The organism is Dokdonella fugitiva (assembly GCF_014138265.1).
In the GTDB taxonomy this organism is placed as follows: domain Bacteria; phylum Pseudomonadota; class Gammaproteobacteria; order Xanthomonadales; family Rhodanobacteraceae; genus Dokdonella_A; species Dokdonella_A fugitiva_A.
The window spans coordinates 77621-94593 of sequence record NZ_JACGXL010000001.1 but is presented as its reverse complement, the minus strand read 5'-3'; the positions used below and the strand labels follow the sequence as shown (position 1 = coordinate 94593).

Annotated in this window: 19 protein-coding genes and 2 riboswitches; of the genes, 8 read left to right on the top strand and 11 right to left on the bottom strand. The window is 69.7% G+C overall.

The annotated features are described in order from the left end of the window. Positions 1-142 precede the first annotated feature (142 nt). Positions 143-1795, bottom strand: a complete 1653-nt coding sequence (locus FHW12_RS00395) for a M28 family metallopeptidase (protein ID WP_182529015.1) — start codon at positions 1793-1795, stop codon at positions 143-145. Positions 1796-1934: 139 nt separating this feature from the next. Further along, positions 1935-2117, bottom strand: coding sequence for an oxidoreductase-like domain-containing protein (locus FHW12_RS00390; protein ID WP_182529014.1), 183 nt, complete (start codon positions 2115-2117; stop codon positions 1935-1937). 113 nt (positions 2118-2230) lie between these two features. On the opposite strand from FHW12_RS00390, the gene FHW12_RS00385 reads away from it, so the two are divergent. Further along, positions 2231-3616, top strand: a complete 1386-nt coding sequence (locus FHW12_RS00385; protein WP_182529013.1) for an MBL fold metallo-hydrolase RNA specificity domain-containing protein — start codon at positions 2231-2233, stop codon at positions 3614-3616. 3 nt (positions 3617-3619) lie between these two features. Here the strand turns inward: FHW12_RS00385 and FHW12_RS00380 are convergent, their stop codons facing one another. Beyond that, on the bottom strand, positions 3620-3994 hold the full coding sequence (locus FHW12_RS00380; RefSeq protein WP_182529012.1) for a YciI family protein: 375 nt from the start codon (positions 3992-3994) through the stop codon (positions 3620-3622). Beyond that, entirely contained in the window at positions 3991-4242 is a 252-nt protein-coding gene (locus FHW12_RS00375) for a DUF3297 family protein (RefSeq protein ID WP_182529011.1), read from the bottom strand. The genes FHW12_RS00380 and FHW12_RS00375 overlap by 4 nt, the downstream gene beginning before the upstream one ends. Positions 4243-4404: 162 nt before the next feature. Between FHW12_RS00375 and FHW12_RS00370 the strand changes: the two genes are divergently transcribed. Next, complete coding sequence (locus FHW12_RS00370) at positions 4405-5049, top strand: hypothetical protein (protein WP_182529010.1); 645 nt, start codon at positions 4405-4407, stop codon at positions 5047-5049. A 93-nt stretch (positions 5050-5142) separates the two neighbouring features. On the opposite strand, the gene FHW12_RS00365 is transcribed toward FHW12_RS00370, so the two are convergent. Next, a complete protein-coding gene (locus tag FHW12_RS00365) occupies positions 5143-6078 on the bottom strand; it encodes an AraC family transcriptional regulator (protein ID WP_182529009.1) in 936 nt (311 codons plus the stop codon). A gap of 173 nt (positions 6079-6251) precedes the next feature. On the opposite strand from FHW12_RS00365, the gene FHW12_RS00360 reads away from it, so the two are divergent. Beyond that, a complete protein-coding gene (locus FHW12_RS00360; RefSeq protein ID WP_220484271.1) occupies positions 6252-7253 on the top strand; it encodes an aldo/keto reductase in 1002 nt (333 codons plus the stop codon). 84 nt (positions 7254-7337) lie between these two features. On the opposite strand, the gene FHW12_RS00355 is transcribed toward FHW12_RS00360, so the two are convergent. Then, on the bottom strand, positions 7338-8459 hold the full coding sequence (locus FHW12_RS00355; protein ID WP_182529008.1) for a sensor domain-containing diguanylate cyclase: 1122 nt from the start codon (positions 8457-8459) through the stop codon (positions 7338-7340). A gap of 99 nt (positions 8460-8558) precedes the next feature. Here FHW12_RS00355 and FHW12_RS00350 point away from each other — a divergent pair, with 99 nt between their 5' ends. Together FHW12_RS00350 and FHW12_RS00345 are read left to right on the top strand one after the other, a co-directional pair. Continuing rightward, positions 8559-9119, top strand: coding sequence for an NADPH-dependent FMN reductase (locus tag FHW12_RS00350; protein ID WP_182529007.1), 561 nt, complete (start codon positions 8559-8561; stop codon positions 9117-9119). Further along, positions 9116-9436 (top strand): hypothetical protein, encoded by a 321-nt coding sequence (locus tag FHW12_RS00345; protein WP_182529006.1) that lies wholly within the window; start codon positions 9116-9118, stop codon positions 9434-9436. Before FHW12_RS00350 ends, FHW12_RS00345 begins: the two co-directional genes overlap by 4 nt. A 32-nt stretch (positions 9437-9468) precedes the next feature. On the opposite strand, the gene FHW12_RS00340 is transcribed toward FHW12_RS00345, so the two are convergent. After that, positions 9469-10053: a YceI family protein gene (locus FHW12_RS00340; protein WP_182529005.1), complete on the bottom strand. Its 585-nt coding sequence runs from the start codon at positions 10051-10053 to the stop codon at positions 9469-9471. A 242-nt stretch (positions 10054-10295) separates the two neighbouring features. Here FHW12_RS00340 and FHW12_RS00330 point away from each other — a divergent pair, with 242 nt between their 5' ends. Beyond that, positions 10296-10469, top strand: coding sequence for a hypothetical protein (locus tag FHW12_RS00330; protein WP_182529003.1), 174 nt, complete (start codon positions 10296-10298; stop codon positions 10467-10469). A 69-nt stretch (positions 10470-10538) separates the two neighbouring features. Here FHW12_RS00330 and FHW12_RS00325 read toward each other — a convergent pair whose 3' ends face one another. The 3 genes from FHW12_RS00325 to FHW12_RS00315 all read right to left on the bottom strand — a co-directional run bounded on the left by FHW12_RS00325 (position 10539) and on the right by FHW12_RS00315 (position 12704). After that, entirely contained in the window at positions 10539-11030 is a 492-nt protein-coding gene (locus tag FHW12_RS00325) for a hypothetical protein (protein ID WP_182529002.1), read from the bottom strand. Between the two features lie 129 nt (positions 11031-11159). Beyond that, on the bottom strand, positions 11160-12038 hold the full coding sequence (locus tag FHW12_RS00320; RefSeq protein WP_182529001.1) for an alpha/beta fold hydrolase: 879 nt from the start codon (positions 12036-12038) through the stop codon (positions 11160-11162). 24 nt (positions 12039-12062) lie between these two features. Continuing rightward, the gene (locus FHW12_RS00315; RefSeq protein WP_182529000.1) at positions 12063-12704 is read right to left on the bottom strand and encodes an NAD(P)-dependent oxidoreductase; all 642 of its coding nucleotides are present in this window, start codon (positions 12702-12704) and stop codon (positions 12063-12065) included. 111 nt (positions 12705-12815) lie between these two features. Between FHW12_RS00315 and FHW12_RS00310 the strand changes: the two genes are divergently transcribed. Next, positions 12816-13718: a LysR family transcriptional regulator gene (locus FHW12_RS00310; protein ID WP_182528999.1), complete on the top strand. Its 903-nt coding sequence runs from the start codon at positions 12816-12818 to the stop codon at positions 13716-13718. A 47-nt stretch (positions 13719-13765) separates the two neighbouring features. Here the strand turns inward: FHW12_RS00310 and FHW12_RS00305 are convergent, their stop codons facing one another. Continuing rightward, positions 13766-15730, bottom strand: coding sequence for an SPFH domain-containing protein (locus FHW12_RS00305; protein WP_182528998.1), 1965 nt, complete (start codon positions 15728-15730; stop codon positions 13766-13768). Positions 15731-16197: 467 nt separating this feature from the next. On the opposite strand from FHW12_RS00305, the gene FHW12_RS00300 reads away from it, so the two are divergent. Next, entirely contained in the window at positions 16198-16656 is a 459-nt protein-coding gene (locus FHW12_RS00300) for a GNAT family N-acetyltransferase (RefSeq protein WP_182528997.1), read from the top strand. Between the two features lie 73 nt (positions 16657-16729). Continuing rightward, positions 16730-16817: riboswitch (glycine riboswitch) on the top strand. A 3-nt stretch (positions 16818-16820) separates the two neighbouring features. Continuing rightward, positions 16821-16926: riboswitch (glycine riboswitch) on the top strand. Positions 16927-16973 lie beyond the last annotated feature (47 nt).

Genomic DNA, 16973 nt, shown 5'->3' with positions numbered 1-16973 from the left:
AGGGAATGCGTGCCCTCGACAGGTGCTTCGCTTCCATCCGCTCGTCTGCGCGCAGATGCCTGCCGCTTCCGTGCGGAGCCGGAAACAGGACGGCCACCTCGCGGTGGCCGTCTGCTTCGAACGTCGATCGCGATCGTACGGGCTACTTGCGCTCCGCTGCGCTCGCGTCACGCGTGCCACGGAACTCGGAGTCCTGCGCCCAGTTCGGCCAGCGCGTCGAGTTCGCGAGGTCGTTGCCGAGCTTGTAGAGCAGCGGCAGGTCGTGCGCCATCCCCGCGAACGTCCACTTCGCCTGCCATTCGTCGGCGGGCTGGTGGTAGCGGTTCTCCACGTAGTCCTTGCCCGACGCCTCGCCCGCTTGGATGCCGCCGACGACGAGGTCGTTGCCGGATTCGTACGAGAGCGCCGGCACGCCGCGCTTGGCGAACGGGAAGTGATCGGAACGGAAGAAATGCCCGGCTTCCGGATGCTGGTCGGTGACGTAGGAAAGGTCGAAGCCCTTGGCGTCCGAGACGAGTTCGTCCAGCAGGTCCGACTTCGCGCTGCCCGAGGTCGAGAAGTTACGCGCGACGCCTTCCGGACCGAGGGCGTCGGTATTGATGACGGCGACCGTCTTCGCGAGCGGGTACAGCGGCTTCGCCGAATAGTATTCGGAGCCGAGCAGGCCCTTCTCCTCCGCGGTCACGTTGAGGAACACGACCGAACGCTGCGGCTTCGGGCCGCTCGCGAACGCTCGGCCCATCTCGATGAGCGCGGCCGTGCCGGTCGCGTTGTCGACCGCACCGTTGTAGATGCGGTCGCCCTTCGCGTCCGGCTCGCCGACGCCGAGATGGTCCCAGTGCGCGCTGTAGATCACGGTTTCGTCCGGACGCGTCGCGCCTTCGATGCGGCCGACGATGTTCTGCGAGGTGATCACCTTGCTGTCGACCGCGTAGTCGGCCGAGAACGTCGAGCCCTTGAGTTCGACCGGCCTGAAGTCGCGCGTCTGCGCCTGCTTCTTCAGCGTGGCGAAATCGAGGCCGCTGCGCTTGAACAGGTCGACCGCGAACTCGCGCGTGATCCAGCCTTCGACCGGCACGTGTTCGCTTTCCGGATGGTCGCGCACGATGTCGAACATCGTGTTCGTGTTCGAGTTCTTCACCGTCGCCCAACCGTACGACGCCGGATCGGTCTCATGCACGATCAGCAGGCCCGCGGCGCCGCGGCGCGCGGCTTCCTCGTACTTGTAGGTCCAGCGACCGTAGTACGTCATCGCCTTGCCGCCGAAGTCGCCCTTGCCGCTTTCGAAATCGGGATCGTTGATGAGCACGACCGCGACCTTGCCCTTGAGGTCGAGTCCCTTGAAGTCATCCCAGTTGCGCTCCGGCGCCTTCACGCCGTAGCCGGCGAACACGAGCGGCGCGTCCTTGATCGATACCGACTTGGCGCCGTTGAGCGGCGCGCGCACCGCGATCTCGGTGCCCTGCGCGAGCGCCTGCGCCTTGCCGCCGTGGCTGACCGACAGCTTCGGCTGGCCGCTGATCTCGGCGCGCAGCAGCGGCACCGCCTGCGTCCACCCGCGCTGGCCGTCCTTGAGGTCGCCGCCGGGCGAAAGACCTGCGGCCTTCATCTGCGCGACGACGTACTCGACCGTCTTCGTCTCGCCCGCCGTGGCGGGACCGCGACCCTCGAACGCATCCGAGGACAATACCTTGACCTCGTCCGACAGGCGCTTGGGATCGAATCGGGGCGCATCGGCCGCAGCGGCGAGCACCGGCAGGGCGAGCGCGATCGCGCACGCAAGGGTCTTCTTCATGGGGAAACTCCGTACGGATAACCGTTCGATCCTAGCAAAGGACGCGCCCACGCGACCCATGACTTTACACACCCTTGCGCTTTGCCACGACTGCTGCTGCGGATCGACCCGGACGGCGTCCGCGCGCACGACGCGCGGTTCAGGTGTCGGCTTCGTCCCGCGGATCCGGGTGGCGCGCGAGCCATTCGGCGAGCGCCCTCTCGTAGCGCTCGAGCGCGTCCTCGTGCACGTCGTAGATGCAGCGCACGCAGCCGCCGCCGCAGCAGTCGGCGGGATCGGGCTCGGGCGGCCGCCGCGGCCGCGGGTCGTCGCCTGGCGTCATGCACTCGCCTCGCTCGCATCCGCGATGACGCGGCCGCAGCGTAACGCAGGTCCGGCTGGCGCAGCCTTCGGCGCTGCTGCTACTGTCGCGACGCATTCACGCCGGAGCCGCGCATGCAGATCCAGTTCCACGGTGCCGCAGGCGGCGAAGTCACCGGATCGTGCCATCTCGTCGAAATCGCGGGCCGGCGCGTGCTGCTCGACTGCGGCATGATCCAGGGCAGCCGCGAAGCGGAGGCGCGCAACCTCGCGCCGTTCGATTTCGACGCGGCCGCGATCGATGCGCTCGTGCTGAGCCATGCCCATATCGACCATATCGGGCGCGTACCGCTGCTCGTCAAGCGCGGTTTCCGCGGATCGATCTGGGCGCAGCAGGCGACCTGCGACCTGCTGCCGGTCATGCTGCTCGATGCCGCCTCGCTGGCCGAACAGAGCGCCGAACGCGCGAACCGCGACCGCGCGGACGGCGAGCCCGAGGTCGAGCCGCTCTACACGCGCGAGGACGTCGAAGCCGCGCGCAAGCGCCTGCGCCCCCTGCCTTACCACGAGCTGCACGAGATCCTGCCCGGCGTCGGCGTCCGCCTGCACGACGCTGGCCACATCCTCGGTTCGAGCATCGTCGAACTGCGCGAAGAAGGCGCTGCGCCGCGCACGCTGGTGTTCTCCGGCGACATCGGCATGACGGCCACGCCGATCCTGCGCGATCCGGAGCCGCCGCCGCGCGCGGACCTGCTGCTGATGGAATCGACCTACGGCGACCGCAACCACAAGGAACGCCTCGCCACCGTCGCCGAACTCGGGCGCATCTTCGCCGAGGCGCACGACGACGGCGGCAACGTCGTGATCCCCGCATTCGCGGTCGGGCGCAGCCAGGAACTGTTGTACTGGTTCGCCGCGCACTACGAGGACTGGAACCTCGCGCACTGGCGCGTCTTCCTCGACAGCCCGATGGCGGCGAAGGTGATGGCCGTGTACGACCGGCACGAGGAACTGTTCGACGCGGAAGCGGCGAAGGTCTGGCGCGGCCGCATCCGCCCGTTCGCGCTGCCGAACCTGCACGTCGCCGAAAGCGTCGACGACAGCAAGGCGATCAACCGCCTGCGCGGTGGCGCGATCATCATCGCCGGCTCGGGCATGGCCAACGGCGGCCGCGTGCGCCACCACCTCGCCAACAACCTCGCGCAGCGTGGCGCGCACGTGATCTTCGTCGGCTACCAGGCGCGCGGCACGCTCGGCCGCCTGCTCGTCGACGGCGTCAAGCGCGTCCGCCTGTTCGGCGAGGAGATCGAGGTGCGCGCGCGCATCCATACGGTCGGCGGCTTGTCCGCGCATGCCGACCAGCACGGCCTGCTCGCCTGGTACGCCGCCGGTGCCTCGCGACCGCCGGTCGTACTCGTGCACGGGGAAGATCCTGCACGCGGCGTGCTCGCGTCCGAGCTCACCCGCCGCTACGGCGTCGACGTCGCGCTGTCGCAACCGGGCATGCGCCGCGACGTCTGAAGCTCAGGCGCCGACGCGCTCGCGCACCTGGTCGAAGTCGCGCACTGGGCGCAGCTCGATGCAACCGAAGCGCGCCCACGGAAACTCCATCGCCATGCGCACGGCTTCGTCGATGTCGGCCGCCTCGATGAGGTTGAAGCCGCCGAGGATCTCCTTGGTTTCGGCGAACGGGCCGTCGACGACGCTCGCACGGCCATTGCGCACGCGCAGCGATTTCGCCGTGTTGCCCGCTTCGAGCTGCTGCGATTCGAGCAGCTTGCCCTCACCCTTGAGTTCGTCGGCGTGCGTGATGCAGCCGTGCATGAGGCGGTCGTATTCGCCTTCCGGCAATTCCTGCAACATCGCATCGTCGGTGTACACGAGCATGAGGAACTTCACGGTGCCTCCTGGGCTTCGAGGAAGAACGGCTCGACCTCGCCTTTCAGCTTGATCGTCATCGGGTTGCCGTGCCGATCGCGCGCGCGTCCCGCGGCGACGCGGATCCAGCCTTCGCTGACGCAGTACTCCTCGACGTCCATGCGCTGCCTGCCGTTGAAGCGGATGCCGATGCCGCGCGTCAGCAGCGTTTCGTCGTAATGGGGGCTCTTCGGATTGACGCACAAGCGGTCGGGCAGCGTATCGGTCATCAGGTTCACCTCGAAATCCGTGCGGGCGTGCAGGCCCCTCGCGACGGGCCTGCACGCGAACGCGAAGCATAGCCGGCGGCGTGCGCGCTGGCGACCGCCCGACGCCAAGCGAAACCACGCGCCGGGCGCATAGAATGCGCGCTCCGCGCACGACTGCCCCGCATGCCACCGACCGCTTCCGCCGCGAGCCCCGGCAACGCCGAATTCCTGCTCCGCCACGCCGCCCCGGCGCGCATCGGCCTCGCCGGCGGCAACCATCCGATCGACCGCACGATCCGCAAGGCGCAGCGCGGCCTCGCCGCGGACGCGGCCGGCAGTGCGTGGTCGCACGCGTTCCTGATCGGCGAACGGCGCAGCGACGGCCACTGGTGGGTCCTCGAATCGGACCTCGACCTGCGCCACAAGCAAGTGCGCCTCGGTGCGCAGGAAAACCGCCTCGCGAAGTTCTACGACGCCGACGAATGGCCGAACCTCGCCGTGCTCGACTTCGGCCTCGACGCCGGACGGACCGGGCGCGTGCTCGCCACCGCGCTCGACCTGCTCGCCGACGCGACGCGCTATTCGCTGCGCGAGATCATCGGTACCGCACTATCGCTGGCGCGACCTGGCCTGCGCTCGCGCGCTAACCTGCTCGCACGCGAGGGCTCGCTGTACTGCTCCGCGTTCGTGCAGCACTGCTATGCGAGCGCGGGCATCGAACTCGCGCAGGGCATCGGCGCGAAGAACGCGACGCCGCACGATCTCGCGGCGACGCGCGTGCCGCATCGCGCCGAACGCCTGCTGCGCCAGCCTGGCGGCGTGGCCTGAGCACCGTGGTCGTGACGCCGCGTCGGCGGAACTCGCCGCCAGCGGCTCGCCCCCCGCACAGCGCGTGCCGTCGCCGACTGCAACGGCAGGATCTCAATACTCGCCGGCGACGCGCTTCGCCGCGACCTCGCGCCGCGGCGGCGCACCGAACAGGCGCCGGTATTCGCGGCTGAACTGGGACGGACTCTCGTAGCCGACGCGGTGCGCCGCCGCGGCCGCCTCGAGCCCCTCGACGAGCATGAGCCGACGCGCCTCCTGCAGGCGCAGCTGCTTCTGGTACTGCAACGGCGTCGTCGCGGTCGCCGCGCGGAAGCGCTGGTGCAGCGACGACGCGCTCATGTGCGCGGCCGCGGCGAGTTCCTCGATGCGCAACGGCTCGGTGTAGCGCACCTTCAGCAGTTCGATCGCGCGCGCGACGCGCTGCGAAGGGCCGTCGACTTCGCACAGGCTGCGCAGGCGCTGGCCGAGTTCGCCGAGCAGCACGCGGTAGTGGATCTCGCGCAGCGCGAGCGGCGCGAGCACGGCCGCTTCCGCGGGCGCGTCGAGCAGGCGCACGAGGCGCAGCACCGCATCGAGCAGCGGCGCGCTCGTGCGCGCGAGGAACAGCGCGCGCTCGTCGCCCGCACGCGCCGGCGCGGCGGTGCCGAGCTGCACGAGCAACTCGTTGACGAGATTGGGTTCGACGTCGATGCGCAGGCACAGGTACGGCTGCGCCGGTGTCGCCTCGATGATCTGGCTCACCAGCGGGATCGACATCGACACGACGAGGTAGTTCAGCGGGTCGTAGACGTAGATCTCGTCGCCGAGCAGCGCACGCTTGCGGCCCTGCACGACGACGCACAGGCTCGGGTGGTAGACGCAGGCGATCGGTTGCGACGGCGAACTCGCGCGGACCAGACTCAAGCCCGCGACCTTGGTGTCGTGCACGCCGTCGCCGTCCGTGTTTCGGGCAATCCGGTCGGCGAGTTCGGCCTGCTGCGCCTCGAACCCGGAGCGCGCTTCGACGACGTTGGAGGACTTGTCGCTCATCGGGCATTCGTGGAGTGGGAACACGGTGGCGATTATGCCGCCGGCGCCGGCGGGCGCACGCGCGCAGGTCGCAGTCGTGGAGGATCGGGCAAGAATCGGCGAGCATCCGGCACGCCGCCGGACGGCGTCCGCACTAGCGTATGCGCCGTCCCTTCCCTTCCGTGGAGATCGCCATGAACGCCCCCGACTACCCCCGCCGCACCCTCGGCCGCCAAGGCCTCGTCGTATCCGCGATCGGCCTCGGCTGCATGGGCATGTCCGACTTCTACGGACCGAGCGAGGAAGCGACCAACCTCGCCGTGCTCGACCACGCGCTCGACATCGGCGTGAACTTCCTCGACACCGCCGACATGTACGGCGTCGGCCGCAACGAGGAACTGCTCGCGAAGGTGCTGCAGCGCCGCCGCAACGAGGTCGTGCTCGCGACCAAGTTCGGCAACGTGCGCGCGCCCAACGGCGACTACCTCGGTATCGACGGCCGTCCCGAATACGTCGCCGCCGCGTGCGATGCGAGCCTGAAGCGCCTCGGCGTCGAGCACATCGACCTCTACTACCAGCACCGCGTCGACCGCAACGTGCCGATCGAGGACACGGTCGGCGCGATGGCGCGCCTCGTCGAAGCGGGCAAGGTGCGCCATCTCGGCCTGTCGGAAGCCTCCGCGGCGACGATCCGCCGCGCCGCCGCGGTGCATCCGATCGCCGCGCTGCAAAGCGAATACTCGCTGTGGACGCGCGACGTCGAGGCGGAAATCCTGCCGACCTGCCGCGAACTCGGTATCGGCTTCGTGCCGTACAGTCCACTCGGCCGCGGCTTCCTCACCGGCGCGATCCAGGACACCGGCGCGCTCGCCGCGAACGACTGGCGCCGGCAGAACCCGCGGTTCCAGGACGCCAACCTCGGCCGGAACCTCGCCCTCGTGAACGCGGTCACCGCGCTCGCGCAGGCGCGCGGCTGCACGCCCGCGCAGCTCGCGCTCGCTTGGCTGCTGCATCGCGGCGAAGATATCGTGCCGATCCCCGGCACGCGCCGCATCGAACGCCTCGACGAGAACGCGGGCGCCGCACTCATCCGCCTCGACGCGGCGGAGCTGCGGACGATCGAGGACGTGCTCGCCGGCCATGTCGTCGCAGGCACGCGCTACCCCGCGGCGGGCATGGCCGCGGTCAACGGCTGAGCATCGCCGCAGGCACCGGTACCCGCGCACGGGCGCGGATACCGGCGAACGGCGGCGCGCGCAGGCGACGGCGCGCGTCAACCGTCATGTCGTCACCGGCGGCTGCGCGCGTGCGACGACGACGCGATTGCGCCCACGCGCCTTCGCCGCGTACAGCGCGCGGTCGGCCGCGTCGATGAGCGCGTCCGGCGATTGCGCTTCGCCCGGGCGCATCGCGCAGACGCCGACGCTGACCGTCACGTGCGGCGCGACCGACGAGGTCGGATGCGCGAGCGCGAGCTTCTCGACGCGCCGGCGCAGATGCTCGGCGCGTCGCCGCGCTTCGCGCTGGTCGCTGCCGGGCAGCAGCAGCGCGAGTTCCTCGCCGCCGTAGCGCGCGACGAGCACGTCGTCGCGCTCGACCATCGTGCTCGACAGGCGCGCGAGCTCGCGCAGGCATTCGTCGCCGTACAGGTGGCCGCAGGCGTCGTTGAGCGGCTTGAAGCAGTCGACGTCGACGAGCAGCAGCGCGAGCGGGCGGCCGTCGCGCAGATGACGCCTCCATTCCTCGGCGAGTCGCTGGTCGAAGCAGCGGCGATTGGCGATGCCGGTGAGGCCGTCGCTCATCGACAGCTGCTCGAGCTTGCGATTGGCGAGCTCGAGTTCGCGCACGACGCGCGCGAGATGGATCGTACCGGCGATCTGCGAGGCGACCGCGTCGAACATCGCACGCACCTCGAGCGCGAAGAAGTCCGCCTGCGTCGCCTCGAGGTTGAGGACGCCGTGCAGGCGCGCGCGATGGCGGATCGGCAGGATGTATTCCGAGCGCACGTGCGGGTTGCCGGGAACGTAGTCCGGGTCGCATTCGACGTCGGCGATCAGCTGCGCTTCGCCGGCGCGCACGCAGCGTCCGGCCGCGCCGCGTTCGACCGGCCACGGCATGCCGAACGGCAGGTCGAGCTCGAGCTTGCCGGCCCATACTTCCTGCACGAAGTGCGTACCTTCCTCGTTGAGCAGGATGATGCTCGCGATCGCGACCGGCAGGTGCCGCGTGATGCAGTCGACTATGCGCTGCAGGACCTCCTCGAGCGTCTCGCCCTGCAGCGCTTCGGCGGAGACTTCGGCGAGGATCTCGGTCAGGGTCGCGCGTTCGCCACGCGCGCCCTGGCGATGGCCGCGTGTGGCGGGCCCACCCGTGTCGTGCCGACCGGTTGCCGGATGCCTCATCGGTGGCGCACCCCTCCTCGGCGCCAGTCTACGCCACCGCGTGCCTGTGCCGGGAGGCGCGCGGCCGCTATGCTGGCGGCCTCGCCACAGGGAGGTCGCATGACGAAGATCCTCGGTATTTCGGGCAGCCTGCGCGCCCATTCGTACAACACCGCGCTGCTGCGCGCCGCGCAGGCGCTCGCGGTGCCCGACGTCACGCTCGACGCGGCGACCCTGCACGGCATCCCGCTCTACGACGGCGACGTGGAGCAGCGCGAAGGCTTGCCGGCGGCCGTGACGGAGCTCAAACAGCGCATCGTCGAGAGCGACGGCGTGCTGCTCGTCACACCCGAGTACAACAGCGGTATCCCCGGCGTGTTCAAGAACGCGATCGACTGGTTGTCGCGCCCGTCCGCGGACATCGCGCGCGTGTTCGGCGATCGCCCGTTCGCGCTGGTCGGCGCGTCGCAGGGCGGCTTCGGCACGATCCTCTCGCAGAACGCGTGGTTGTCCGTGCTGCGCAAGCTCGGTGCGCGCCACTGGTCCGGCGGCACGCTCATGGTGTCGCGCGCGACGCAGGTGTTCGACGAGAACGGCGCGATCCGCGACGAAGCAATCAGCCGGCAGCTCGGCGATTTCCTGCGCGGCTACGCCGCGTGGATCGACGGCGCGCGGCGATGACGCGCCTTCGCCTCGCGGTGGTTCTCGGTGCGTTGCCGTGGGCGGCGAGCGCCGATGCGAGCGCTCCCGCGGCATGGGACGAGCACTACCGCAGCGTGGTGCACGACTGCCTCGCGGCGAGCGGCCTGCGCCGCGCGCGCGCCGAAGGCGATCTCATGGTGTTCTCCGACGAGATCGGCACCGCCCTGCTCGTGCGCGGCCGCAAGCCCGGCGCGAAGAAGGACATGCTCGTGCTCTGCGTGTTCCGGCGCGGCGCCGGAACGGTCGAAGTGCAGCCGGTCCACGACGGCGTGAAGGTCGCCGCTCCCGCGCGTTGAACGCGCGCGGCGATCCGCCGCGCGCACCGGTGTCATTCGTCGCGCAGCGCTTCGACCTGGATGCGCAGCGCGACCGTCATGTCGAAACCGTAGTCCTTGCCCGCGTCGAGCCCGAACGCGGCGCGGTCGAACGATCCGCTCGCGTCGGCGCCGCACAGCTCGCGCTTGTAGATCGGGTGCGGAATGCACTTGAAGCGGCCGATCGCGAGCGTGAGCGGCTTCTGCACGCCGTGCAGGTCGAGCGTGCCGACGATTTCGGTCGGCTTGCCGTCGACGAAATGCCCGAGGCGGCCCTTGTACGTCGCCTTCGGGTATTTCGCGGTGTCGAAGAACTCCTTGCCGCGCGCCCACTCGTCGAGCTTGTCGAGGCCGAAGTCGATGCTCGCGAGGTCGATCGTGACCTCGACGCTGCCGGTCTTCGCCTCGCGATCGAGCACGACCTTGCCCGCATTCGCGTCGAGCTTGCCACGCCAGTAGGAGATGCCCATGTGGTCGGCTTCGAAGCTCGGGAACGTGTGCGCGGGATCGAGCGTGTAGGTCGCCGGCGCAGCGAACGCGGTGTTCGTCGCGGTCAGTACGGCCAGCAGCAGGGTGTTGCGGATCGCGATGCGGAGCATGGTGGATTCCTCGGGTCGTGGTCGGGTCGCCGACGGTCGGATTTCGCCGTCGATGCAGGTACGACGAACGGCGATCGCGGAAATCGACATCGTCTTCACGCGCTGCAAACACGTCTTTCACACCAACATGAATGCACGCGCGGGGTTCATGCGCGAGTCGGACATGCGGGCGGAGGATCGGTCGGGCAGCTCGCTGCCGGCGACCATCGGGTCGTCGTCCCCCTGAAGCAGGAGACACCACCATGGGTCAGCAGTACAACCCGCAGTCGAATCCGTCGAATCCGCAGGCGGGTCACCAGAAGATGCCGGGCCAGCAGGACGACAAGCATCGCCACTCGCAGGCGAAGGAGCAGCAACCGAACCGCACCGACCGGAATCCGGGTTCGAAGAAGCCGCAGCGGGAACAGGACGAATGATCCGCAGCCGTGAATGATCGCGGCATCGATCGCCGCCGACGGCGTCGGCGGCGATCGCGCGACGCGTGCTCAGCCGTTCCAGCGCAATGCGCGGCGCGCGAACAGCACGCAGATCGTACCGAACACCATGTGCGCGATCACGCTCATCGAGATCCAGTCGAGGTGCGTGAACGAGGGTGAGCGACCCACGCGCGACAGCGGCATCACGACGAAATTCATGCCGATGTAGAGCACCACGCCGTACAACGGCCCCTTGAGCGCGATGCCGCGCAGCAACCCCGGCACGCGCCGCGCGACGAGCGTATAGATCGCCACGAACGTCGTCGCCATGAACAGATGCAGTGCGGCGCCGAGCAGCGCGGTCGGCACGCCGCCGTCGTAGCTCGCCTTGCCGAGCACGCCGACCGCGATCGACTGGAACACCTTGGTGAAGCCGCTCGCATCCCAGCTGAACCAGACGGTCGTCGCGAACGCGGCGTCGCCGGCGGCGATCAGCAGGCCACCGAAGAAGACCTGCAACCAGTCGATCGGGCGTTGCAGCGTAGCGGGAATCGCGGACATGACGGGTTTCCTCAGCGGTATCGAGATGCTCATGCGTCCGCAGTCTGCACGAACCGGCGTTACATCGGTTGCGCGATTGGCCGACGGCCGGCACGACCGCCACGCGTTCTCGCGACGGCCCGTGGCCGCTCATCCCGCATGGCGCTCGAGGAACGCGTCGACGAGTTCGGCGATGCGCGGCGCTTCCTCCTCGAGGGCGAAATGGCCGGTGTCGAACAGGTGCAGTTCCGCATCGGGCACGTCGCGAAGATAGGCGCGCGCACCGGGTTCGAGGAAGAACGCGTCATTGCGCCCCCAGACGACCAGCATCGGCGGGCGATGCGTGCGCAACCAGGCCTGCCAGGCCGGATAGCGCTCGACGTTGCGGTGATAGTCGAGCGCGAGATCGATCTGGATGCGCGCGCGCCCGGCCCGGTCGAGGAAATGCTGGTCGAGCAGCCAGCCGTCGGGGGCGACGTGCTCGATGTCGGCGGCGCCGCCTTCGTACTGCGCCCGCGTCATCGCCACGGTCAGGATGCCCGCGAGCTTGTCCTCGGCGCCGTCGACGCCCGCGCGCATCGCGACGAGCTCGCGCGCGATCGGGCTCAGCCCCTCTTCGTACGTGTTCGCGTTCTGCACGATCAGCCCGGCGACGCGCTCCGGATGCGCCTCGGCGAGGCGCATGCCGACCGGGCCGCCGAAATCGAACAGGTAGAGGAAGCAGCGTCCGAGCCCGAGCCGTGCGCAGAACGCGTCGATGACTTCGGCGAGGCGATCGAACGTGTAGGCGAACGATCCACCGGCCGACGCGGGTGTCGGCGCGTCGCTGTGTCCGAAGCCCGGGTAGTCCGGCGCGACGACGCGCCAGCGCGTGCCGAGCGCATCGATGAGGCGCCGGAACTGCTGCGACGAGGAAGGGAACCCGTGCAGCAGCAACAGCGTCGTCGCGTCGGCCGGGCCGGCTTCGCGGTAGAACACGCGCACGCCGTCGACGTCGACGTGGCGATGGCGGATGGTCGGCAGTTTCACGGCGGTGGCTCCCCGGGGAACGGATCAGTACGCGACATTGAACAGGCGACGCTCGTGCCGTGGCATCTCGAGTTCGTCGATCATCGCGACCGCGTAATCCTGCAGGCTGATCCGGCTCTGCCCGTCGGCATCGACGAGCAGCGCGCCGTCGCCGAGGCGGAAGCGGCCGGTCCGCTCGCCCGGCTCGAGGTGCGCGGCCGGCGCGAGGAAACTCCAGCGAAGCGCGCTCCGCCGCAGCACGGCGAGGCTCTCGCGCGTCGCGAGTGCGGTCGCCTTCCACTGCGCCGGAAACTCCGGCGTATCGACGAGCTGCAATCCCGGCGCCGCTTCGAGCGTGCCGGCGCCGCCGACGACGAGCAGGCGTTCGACGCCCGACCGCGCAACGCCGTCGACGATCGCCGTCATCGCGGCGACATGGTGTTCGTACAGGTGCGGATCGGCGAGGCCCGGGCTGTACGCGCTGATCACCGCGTCGTGGCCGGCGACCGCGGCCGCGATCGATGCCGGATCGAACGGGTCGGCCTTCAGCACGGCCAGGCGCGGCTGCGGCGGCGGCAGGCGCGCGGCGTCGCGAACGATCGCGCCGACGCTGTGGCCGCGGTCGAGCAGTTCCTTGAGCAAGGCGCCGCCGACGTAGCCGGTCGCGCCGATGAGTACGGTCTTCATGGTGATCTCCGTCGGTTGATGGTGGCGCACAGTGTGGAGCGCGCCCGACGCTGGATAAACCCGGACAAACGTGATTATCTGTGCATCCGTATTGGACAATGCCCGCCGCCGATGCATCGCTCGAAGCCGCCGTCGCTCGATCGCCTGCGCTGGTTCGTCGCCGTCGCCGAAGCCGGCGGTTTCACGCTCGCAGCCGACCGCCTCGCGACCGGCAAGACCCAGCTCAGCCATCACGTCGCGCGGCTCGAGCGCGAACTCGGCGGCGCGCTGTTCACGCGCACGACGCGCCGCGTCGAACTCACCGACGCGGGGCGCCGGCTGTACGACACGATCGCGCCGCTGCTGCGCGACCTCGACGGTGCGCTCGGCGGCGTCGACGAAGCCGCGTCGCAGCCGAGCGGCACGCTGCGCATCACCGCGCCGACCGACTACGCGGCGAGCGTCGTCGGCCCGGCGCTCGCCGCATTCCAGCGCGCGCATCCGCGACTCGTCGTCGAACTCGTCGCGAGCGACGACGTGCTCGACCTCGTCGGCGAACGCATCGACCTCGCGGTTCGTTTCGGCTGGCTGCGCGATTCGTCGATGCGCGCGGTGCGGCTCGGCGAATTCGCGCAATGGGTGGTCGGTTCACCGGCGTACTTCGCCGAGGCGGGCACGCCGCGACGCCCCAACCAGCTCGCCGCGCACCGCTGGATCGCGCTGCGCCTGCTGCGCAGCCCGCTCACCTGGCGCTTCGCCAAGGCAGGCGGCCGCAGCGCGACGGTGCGCGTGCGCGCGACCGCGCAGGCGAACTCGCCGCAGGCGCTGCTCGGCCTGCTGCGCGGCGGCGGCGGCGTGTCCGTGATCACCGATTTCGCCACCGAGTCCGACGTCGCCGCCGGAACGCTGCAGCGCGTGCTCGCCGACTGGCAGCTGCCGAGCGGCGGCATCCACCTCGTCTACCCGGCGACGCGCCAGCCGCCCGCAAAGGTGCGCCACTTCATCGACTTCTTCCGCGACCACGTCGCGCGCTGACGGCGGCGCCGGATTGCACCGGCGCCGCCACCTGCCGCGCCACGCACTCACGCGGCGCTGCGCGGCGCCTCGCCGTTGGAGCGCTTGCGCAGCTCCTGTCCCGCGGCCATCACCATCGCGGTGATCGCCTCGATCGCATTGGCGTTGCGGCCGTCACCGCCGCCGACGAGCACCTGCGGCACGACCGCGAGCTTCGCCTCGGCGATCGCGCGGGTGATCTGCGCGGTGATTTCCTGCGCGAGGCGGATCTCCGGGCCGCCGTAGGCTTCCACTTGCTTCTGCGCCGCATGCGCGGTCGCCTCGCCTTCGAGCTGGATGCGGTTCGCGTTGGCCGCACCGATCGCACGGATGCGTTCGGCGTCGGCGACCGCGACGCTGCGGATCTTCGCCGCGTCGGCCTCGCCCTGCCGCGTCTGCGTCTTCACTTCGGCGAGACCCTTGTTCTCGGCAACCTCGATCGCGATGCGCGACTGCGTGAGTCCCTTCTGCTGCTCGGCGACCGCTTCCGCTTCGCGCAAGGTGCGCTCCTTGATCGCGGCTTCCTCCTGGCGCGCGTAGGTCTCGACCTGCTCGCGCGCGACCTGGCGGTCGCGCAGCTGCACGAGGATGTTCTCGATCTGGTCGTTGTTGCCCGCAGCCGAACGCGGCGTGCCGATGAGCACTTCCTGCAGCTCGAGGTTGTAGGTCGCGAACTTCTCCTTCATGTCGGCGAGCGCCTGTCCCTGGATGTCCGCGCGCTGCTGCAGCAGCTCGATCAGCGTCTTGGTCTGCGCGGTGTTCTTGAAGTAGGCCGACACCATCGGGTCGAGCGTCTGCTCGACGAGCTTCTGCACGTCGCCGAAGCGCTGGATCACGCGCGCGGCCTTCTTGTAGTCGATGTGCACGACCACCGACAGCGGCAGGGTCGGCTCGAACGCGTCGCGCGTGATCAGCGAGATCTCCTTGAGGTTGCGGTCGAAATCGGAACCGGACTGGCCCGACTCCCATTTCAGGATGAAGTTCGTCGTCGGCACCTTGACGATCGAACCCGCGTAGCGGTTGAACGGGTACTTGCCCGGCATCATCGGCGCTTCCCACACGCCGCGTTCGCCTTCCGCGACGAGCTCGCCGTGCTGGTATTCGGCGCCGCTGCGATCCTCGCCGCGACGGCCGGTGAAGCTGACGACGACGCCGACCATGCCCATCGGGATCATCGTCTTCTCGATGAACTCGACGCTCGCGAACAGGCGGTTCACGTAGTACGTGCCGTCGACGAGTACCTGGTACTGGCGGCCGCGGTAGCCGCCCGCGGCGAGGAAGCGGTCGGCGTCCTGGAAGTGGTTCTGGTAGCGCGCGACGTCGCGGCGATCCTGGCCGACCGCGGGCGCGATGAGTTCGCCCGGCGGCAGGCCCGGGCCGTCGTGCACGGTCATGACGCCGAGCACGTCCTTCGCGTCGGATATCACGATCGGATGGAAGCCGTCGCGCGATTCGATCTGCGTGCGCATCGCCACGATCGTGTCGGCGTCGCTGCGCGCGAGTTCGAGCGCGTACGTCACCGCGCGCGTGAGCACGACGAACTGCGTCGCGTTGATCGCGTAGACGCCTTCGCGCAGCACCTTGCGCTGCGGGCCCTTCTGGCCGCCTTGCGCGAGGAACGCGCGTACGTCCTCGAATTCGGCCGCGGTCGCGTTGCCGGCGAGCGACTGGCCCGGCTCGAGCGGCTTGCCGTCGCGCGCGAACACGTAGCCGATCTCGCCCTGCGGCACGACCACGAGGTCGATCTTGTGCACGCGATACTGGAACGGGAACAGCACGTGGAAGCCGCCGCGCAGCAGGTCCGGCATGTAACCGGCTTCGCCCTTCAGCGCGACGATGCCCTGCTCGACCGAACCGCGCGTGGACCACAGCCGTTCCAGCACGCCGACGCGATTGTTCGGCACGTACACGATGCTCGAGTAGAGCAGCAGCAGGCCGAGCAGGATCGCCGCGGCGGCGAGGCCCTGCATCAGCGTGACATCCAATTGCATCATGGAAGTACTCCTTGGGAGATCGCGGCGACGATCGCGCCGCGCACCGGACGCGTGGCCACGACGGCCGCGCGGACGGATCCGGGCTGCGCAGCGCGCACGGCGCATCGACCGATGCGCGGCGCTGCGCTAGGTTCGGCGGCTAGATGGGTTTGCCGGGTTCGCCGTCGCGGCAGCGACGGCCATGCGTCGTGGCGACGCGGGCGATGGGCGACGCGATCGATGTCGCGGCGCCGGGCCGGCAGCCGGGGAAGCACGCGGACGCGGCTTCGACCTTGCTGCGGTTGATGCGGGCGTACATGGTAGGCCCCTCCTTGCCTTGGAGCGTGGGGGTGGCGGCACGGGTTTCAAGCGGGCGCCCGGCCCGCGGTGCCCATGGTTTGGCGCGGACTGGATCTTGTCCAACCTCGCGATCCACGCGAACGTCGTGCTCGAACCGCTTGTTCCACGGCGGAAAATCCCGAGCCAGCATGCCCGAACTGATCCTCCGCGCCGTACGTGCCGACGACTACGACGGCTGGCGCCCGCTCTGGGACGCCTACAACGCGTTCTACGGCCGCAGCGGCGAGACCGCGCTCGACGAGACGACGACGCAGGCTACGTGGTCACGTTTCCTCGATCCCGCCGAACCCGTGCATGCGTTCGTCGCCGAGCGCGAACGCGACCTGCTCGGCCTCGCCCATTGCGTGCTCCACGCGAGCACGATCTCGACCGCCTCTTCGTGCTACCTGCAGGACCTCTACACGCTGCAGGCTGCGCGCGGCGGCGGCGTCGCGAGCGCACTCATCGACGCCGTCTGCGGCTTCGCCCGCCGCGCCGGCTGCGCACGCGTGTACTGGCAGACGCACGAGGCCAACGCGGTCGCCCGGCGCCTGTACGACCACGTCGCCGAGCGCTCCGGCTTCATCGTCTACCGGCGCGCACCCTGACGAAGGAGAACGCCGCCCCCGGCCCCCGCGGACGCGATTGCGGGAGCGGAACCCGCTATACTTCGCGCGTCCACGGTTCGCGGTGGGAGAAGCGGCGCATGGCGCCGCTGCCGAAGGCGCAAACGCCCGTAATCGCTCAGGCCCTGTACCACCGCGCACGGACACTCTGGAGAGACCGGCCGCCCTGCGGGGACGGAGCCGGCGCCGAAGGGGCACGAAGCCGCCGCCTCGCGCGAGCCGGTTTCCAAACTCTCAGGCAAAAGGACAGAGGGGCGCCCGGCGTGCGGCCTCGCACGCGACCTAGCGGACCCCTTTTG

What these genes read in the sequence shown, in the direction of transcription:
- FHW12_RS00350 (WP_182529007.1), top strand. Translation starts at nt 8,559, where the DNA reads ATGACGAAGATCCTCGGTATTTCGGGCAGCCTGCGCGCCCATTCGTAC.
- FHW12_RS00340 (WP_182529005.1), bottom strand. Translation starts at nt 10,053, where the DNA reads ATGCTCCGCATCGCGATCCGCAACACCCTGCTGCTGGCCGTACTGACC.
- FHW12_RS00385 (WP_182529013.1), top strand. Translation starts at nt 2,231, where the DNA reads ATGCAGATCCAGTTCCACGGTGCCGCAGGCGGCGAAGTCACCGGATCG.
- FHW12_RS00360 (WP_220484271.1), top strand. Translation starts at nt 6,252, where the DNA reads ATGAACGCCCCCGACTACCCCCGCCGCACCCTCGGCCGCCAAGGCCTC.
- FHW12_RS00355 (WP_182529008.1), bottom strand. Translation starts at nt 8,459, where the DNA reads ATGAGGCATCCGGCAACCGGTCGGCACGACACGGGTGGGCCCGCCACA.
- FHW12_RS00325 (WP_182529002.1), bottom strand. Translation starts at nt 11,030, where the DNA reads ATGTCCGCGATTCCCGCTACGCTGCAACGCCCGATCGACTGGTTGCAG.
- FHW12_RS00305 (WP_182528998.1), bottom strand. Translation starts at nt 15,730, where the DNA reads ATGATGCAATTGGATGTCACGCTGATGCAGGGCCTCGCCGCCGCGGCG.
- FHW12_RS00365 (WP_182529009.1), bottom strand. Translation starts at nt 6,078, where the DNA reads ATGAGCGACAAGTCCTCCAACGTCGTCGAAGCGCGCTCCGGGTTCGAG.
- FHW12_RS00345 (WP_182529006.1), top strand. Translation starts at nt 9,116, where the DNA reads ATGACGCGCCTTCGCCTCGCGGTGGTTCTCGGTGCGTTGCCGTGGGCG.
- FHW12_RS00390 (WP_182529014.1), bottom strand. Translation starts at nt 2,117, where the DNA reads ATGACGCCAGGCGACGACCCGCGGCCGCGGCGGCCGCCCGAGCCCGAT.
- FHW12_RS00300 (WP_182528997.1), top strand. Translation starts at nt 16,198, where the DNA reads ATGCCCGAACTGATCCTCCGCGCCGTACGTGCCGACGACTACGACGGC.
- FHW12_RS00395 (WP_182529015.1), bottom strand. Translation starts at nt 1,795, where the DNA reads ATGAAGAAGACCCTTGCGTGCGCGATCGCGCTCGCCCTGCCGGTGCTC.
- FHW12_RS00370 (WP_182529010.1), top strand. Translation starts at nt 4,405, where the DNA reads ATGCCACCGACCGCTTCCGCCGCGAGCCCCGGCAACGCCGAATTCCTG.
- FHW12_RS00375 (WP_182529011.1), bottom strand. Translation starts at nt 4,242, where the DNA reads ATGACCGATACGCTGCCCGACCGCTTGTGCGTCAATCCGAAGAGCCCC.
- FHW12_RS00315 (WP_182529000.1), bottom strand. Translation starts at nt 12,704, where the DNA reads ATGAAGACCGTACTCATCGGCGCGACCGGCTACGTCGGCGGCGCCTTG.
- FHW12_RS00330 (WP_182529003.1), top strand. Translation starts at nt 10,296, where the DNA reads ATGGGTCAGCAGTACAACCCGCAGTCGAATCCGTCGAATCCGCAGGCG.
- FHW12_RS00310 (WP_182528999.1), top strand. Translation starts at nt 12,816, where the DNA reads ATGCATCGCTCGAAGCCGCCGTCGCTCGATCGCCTGCGCTGGTTCGTC.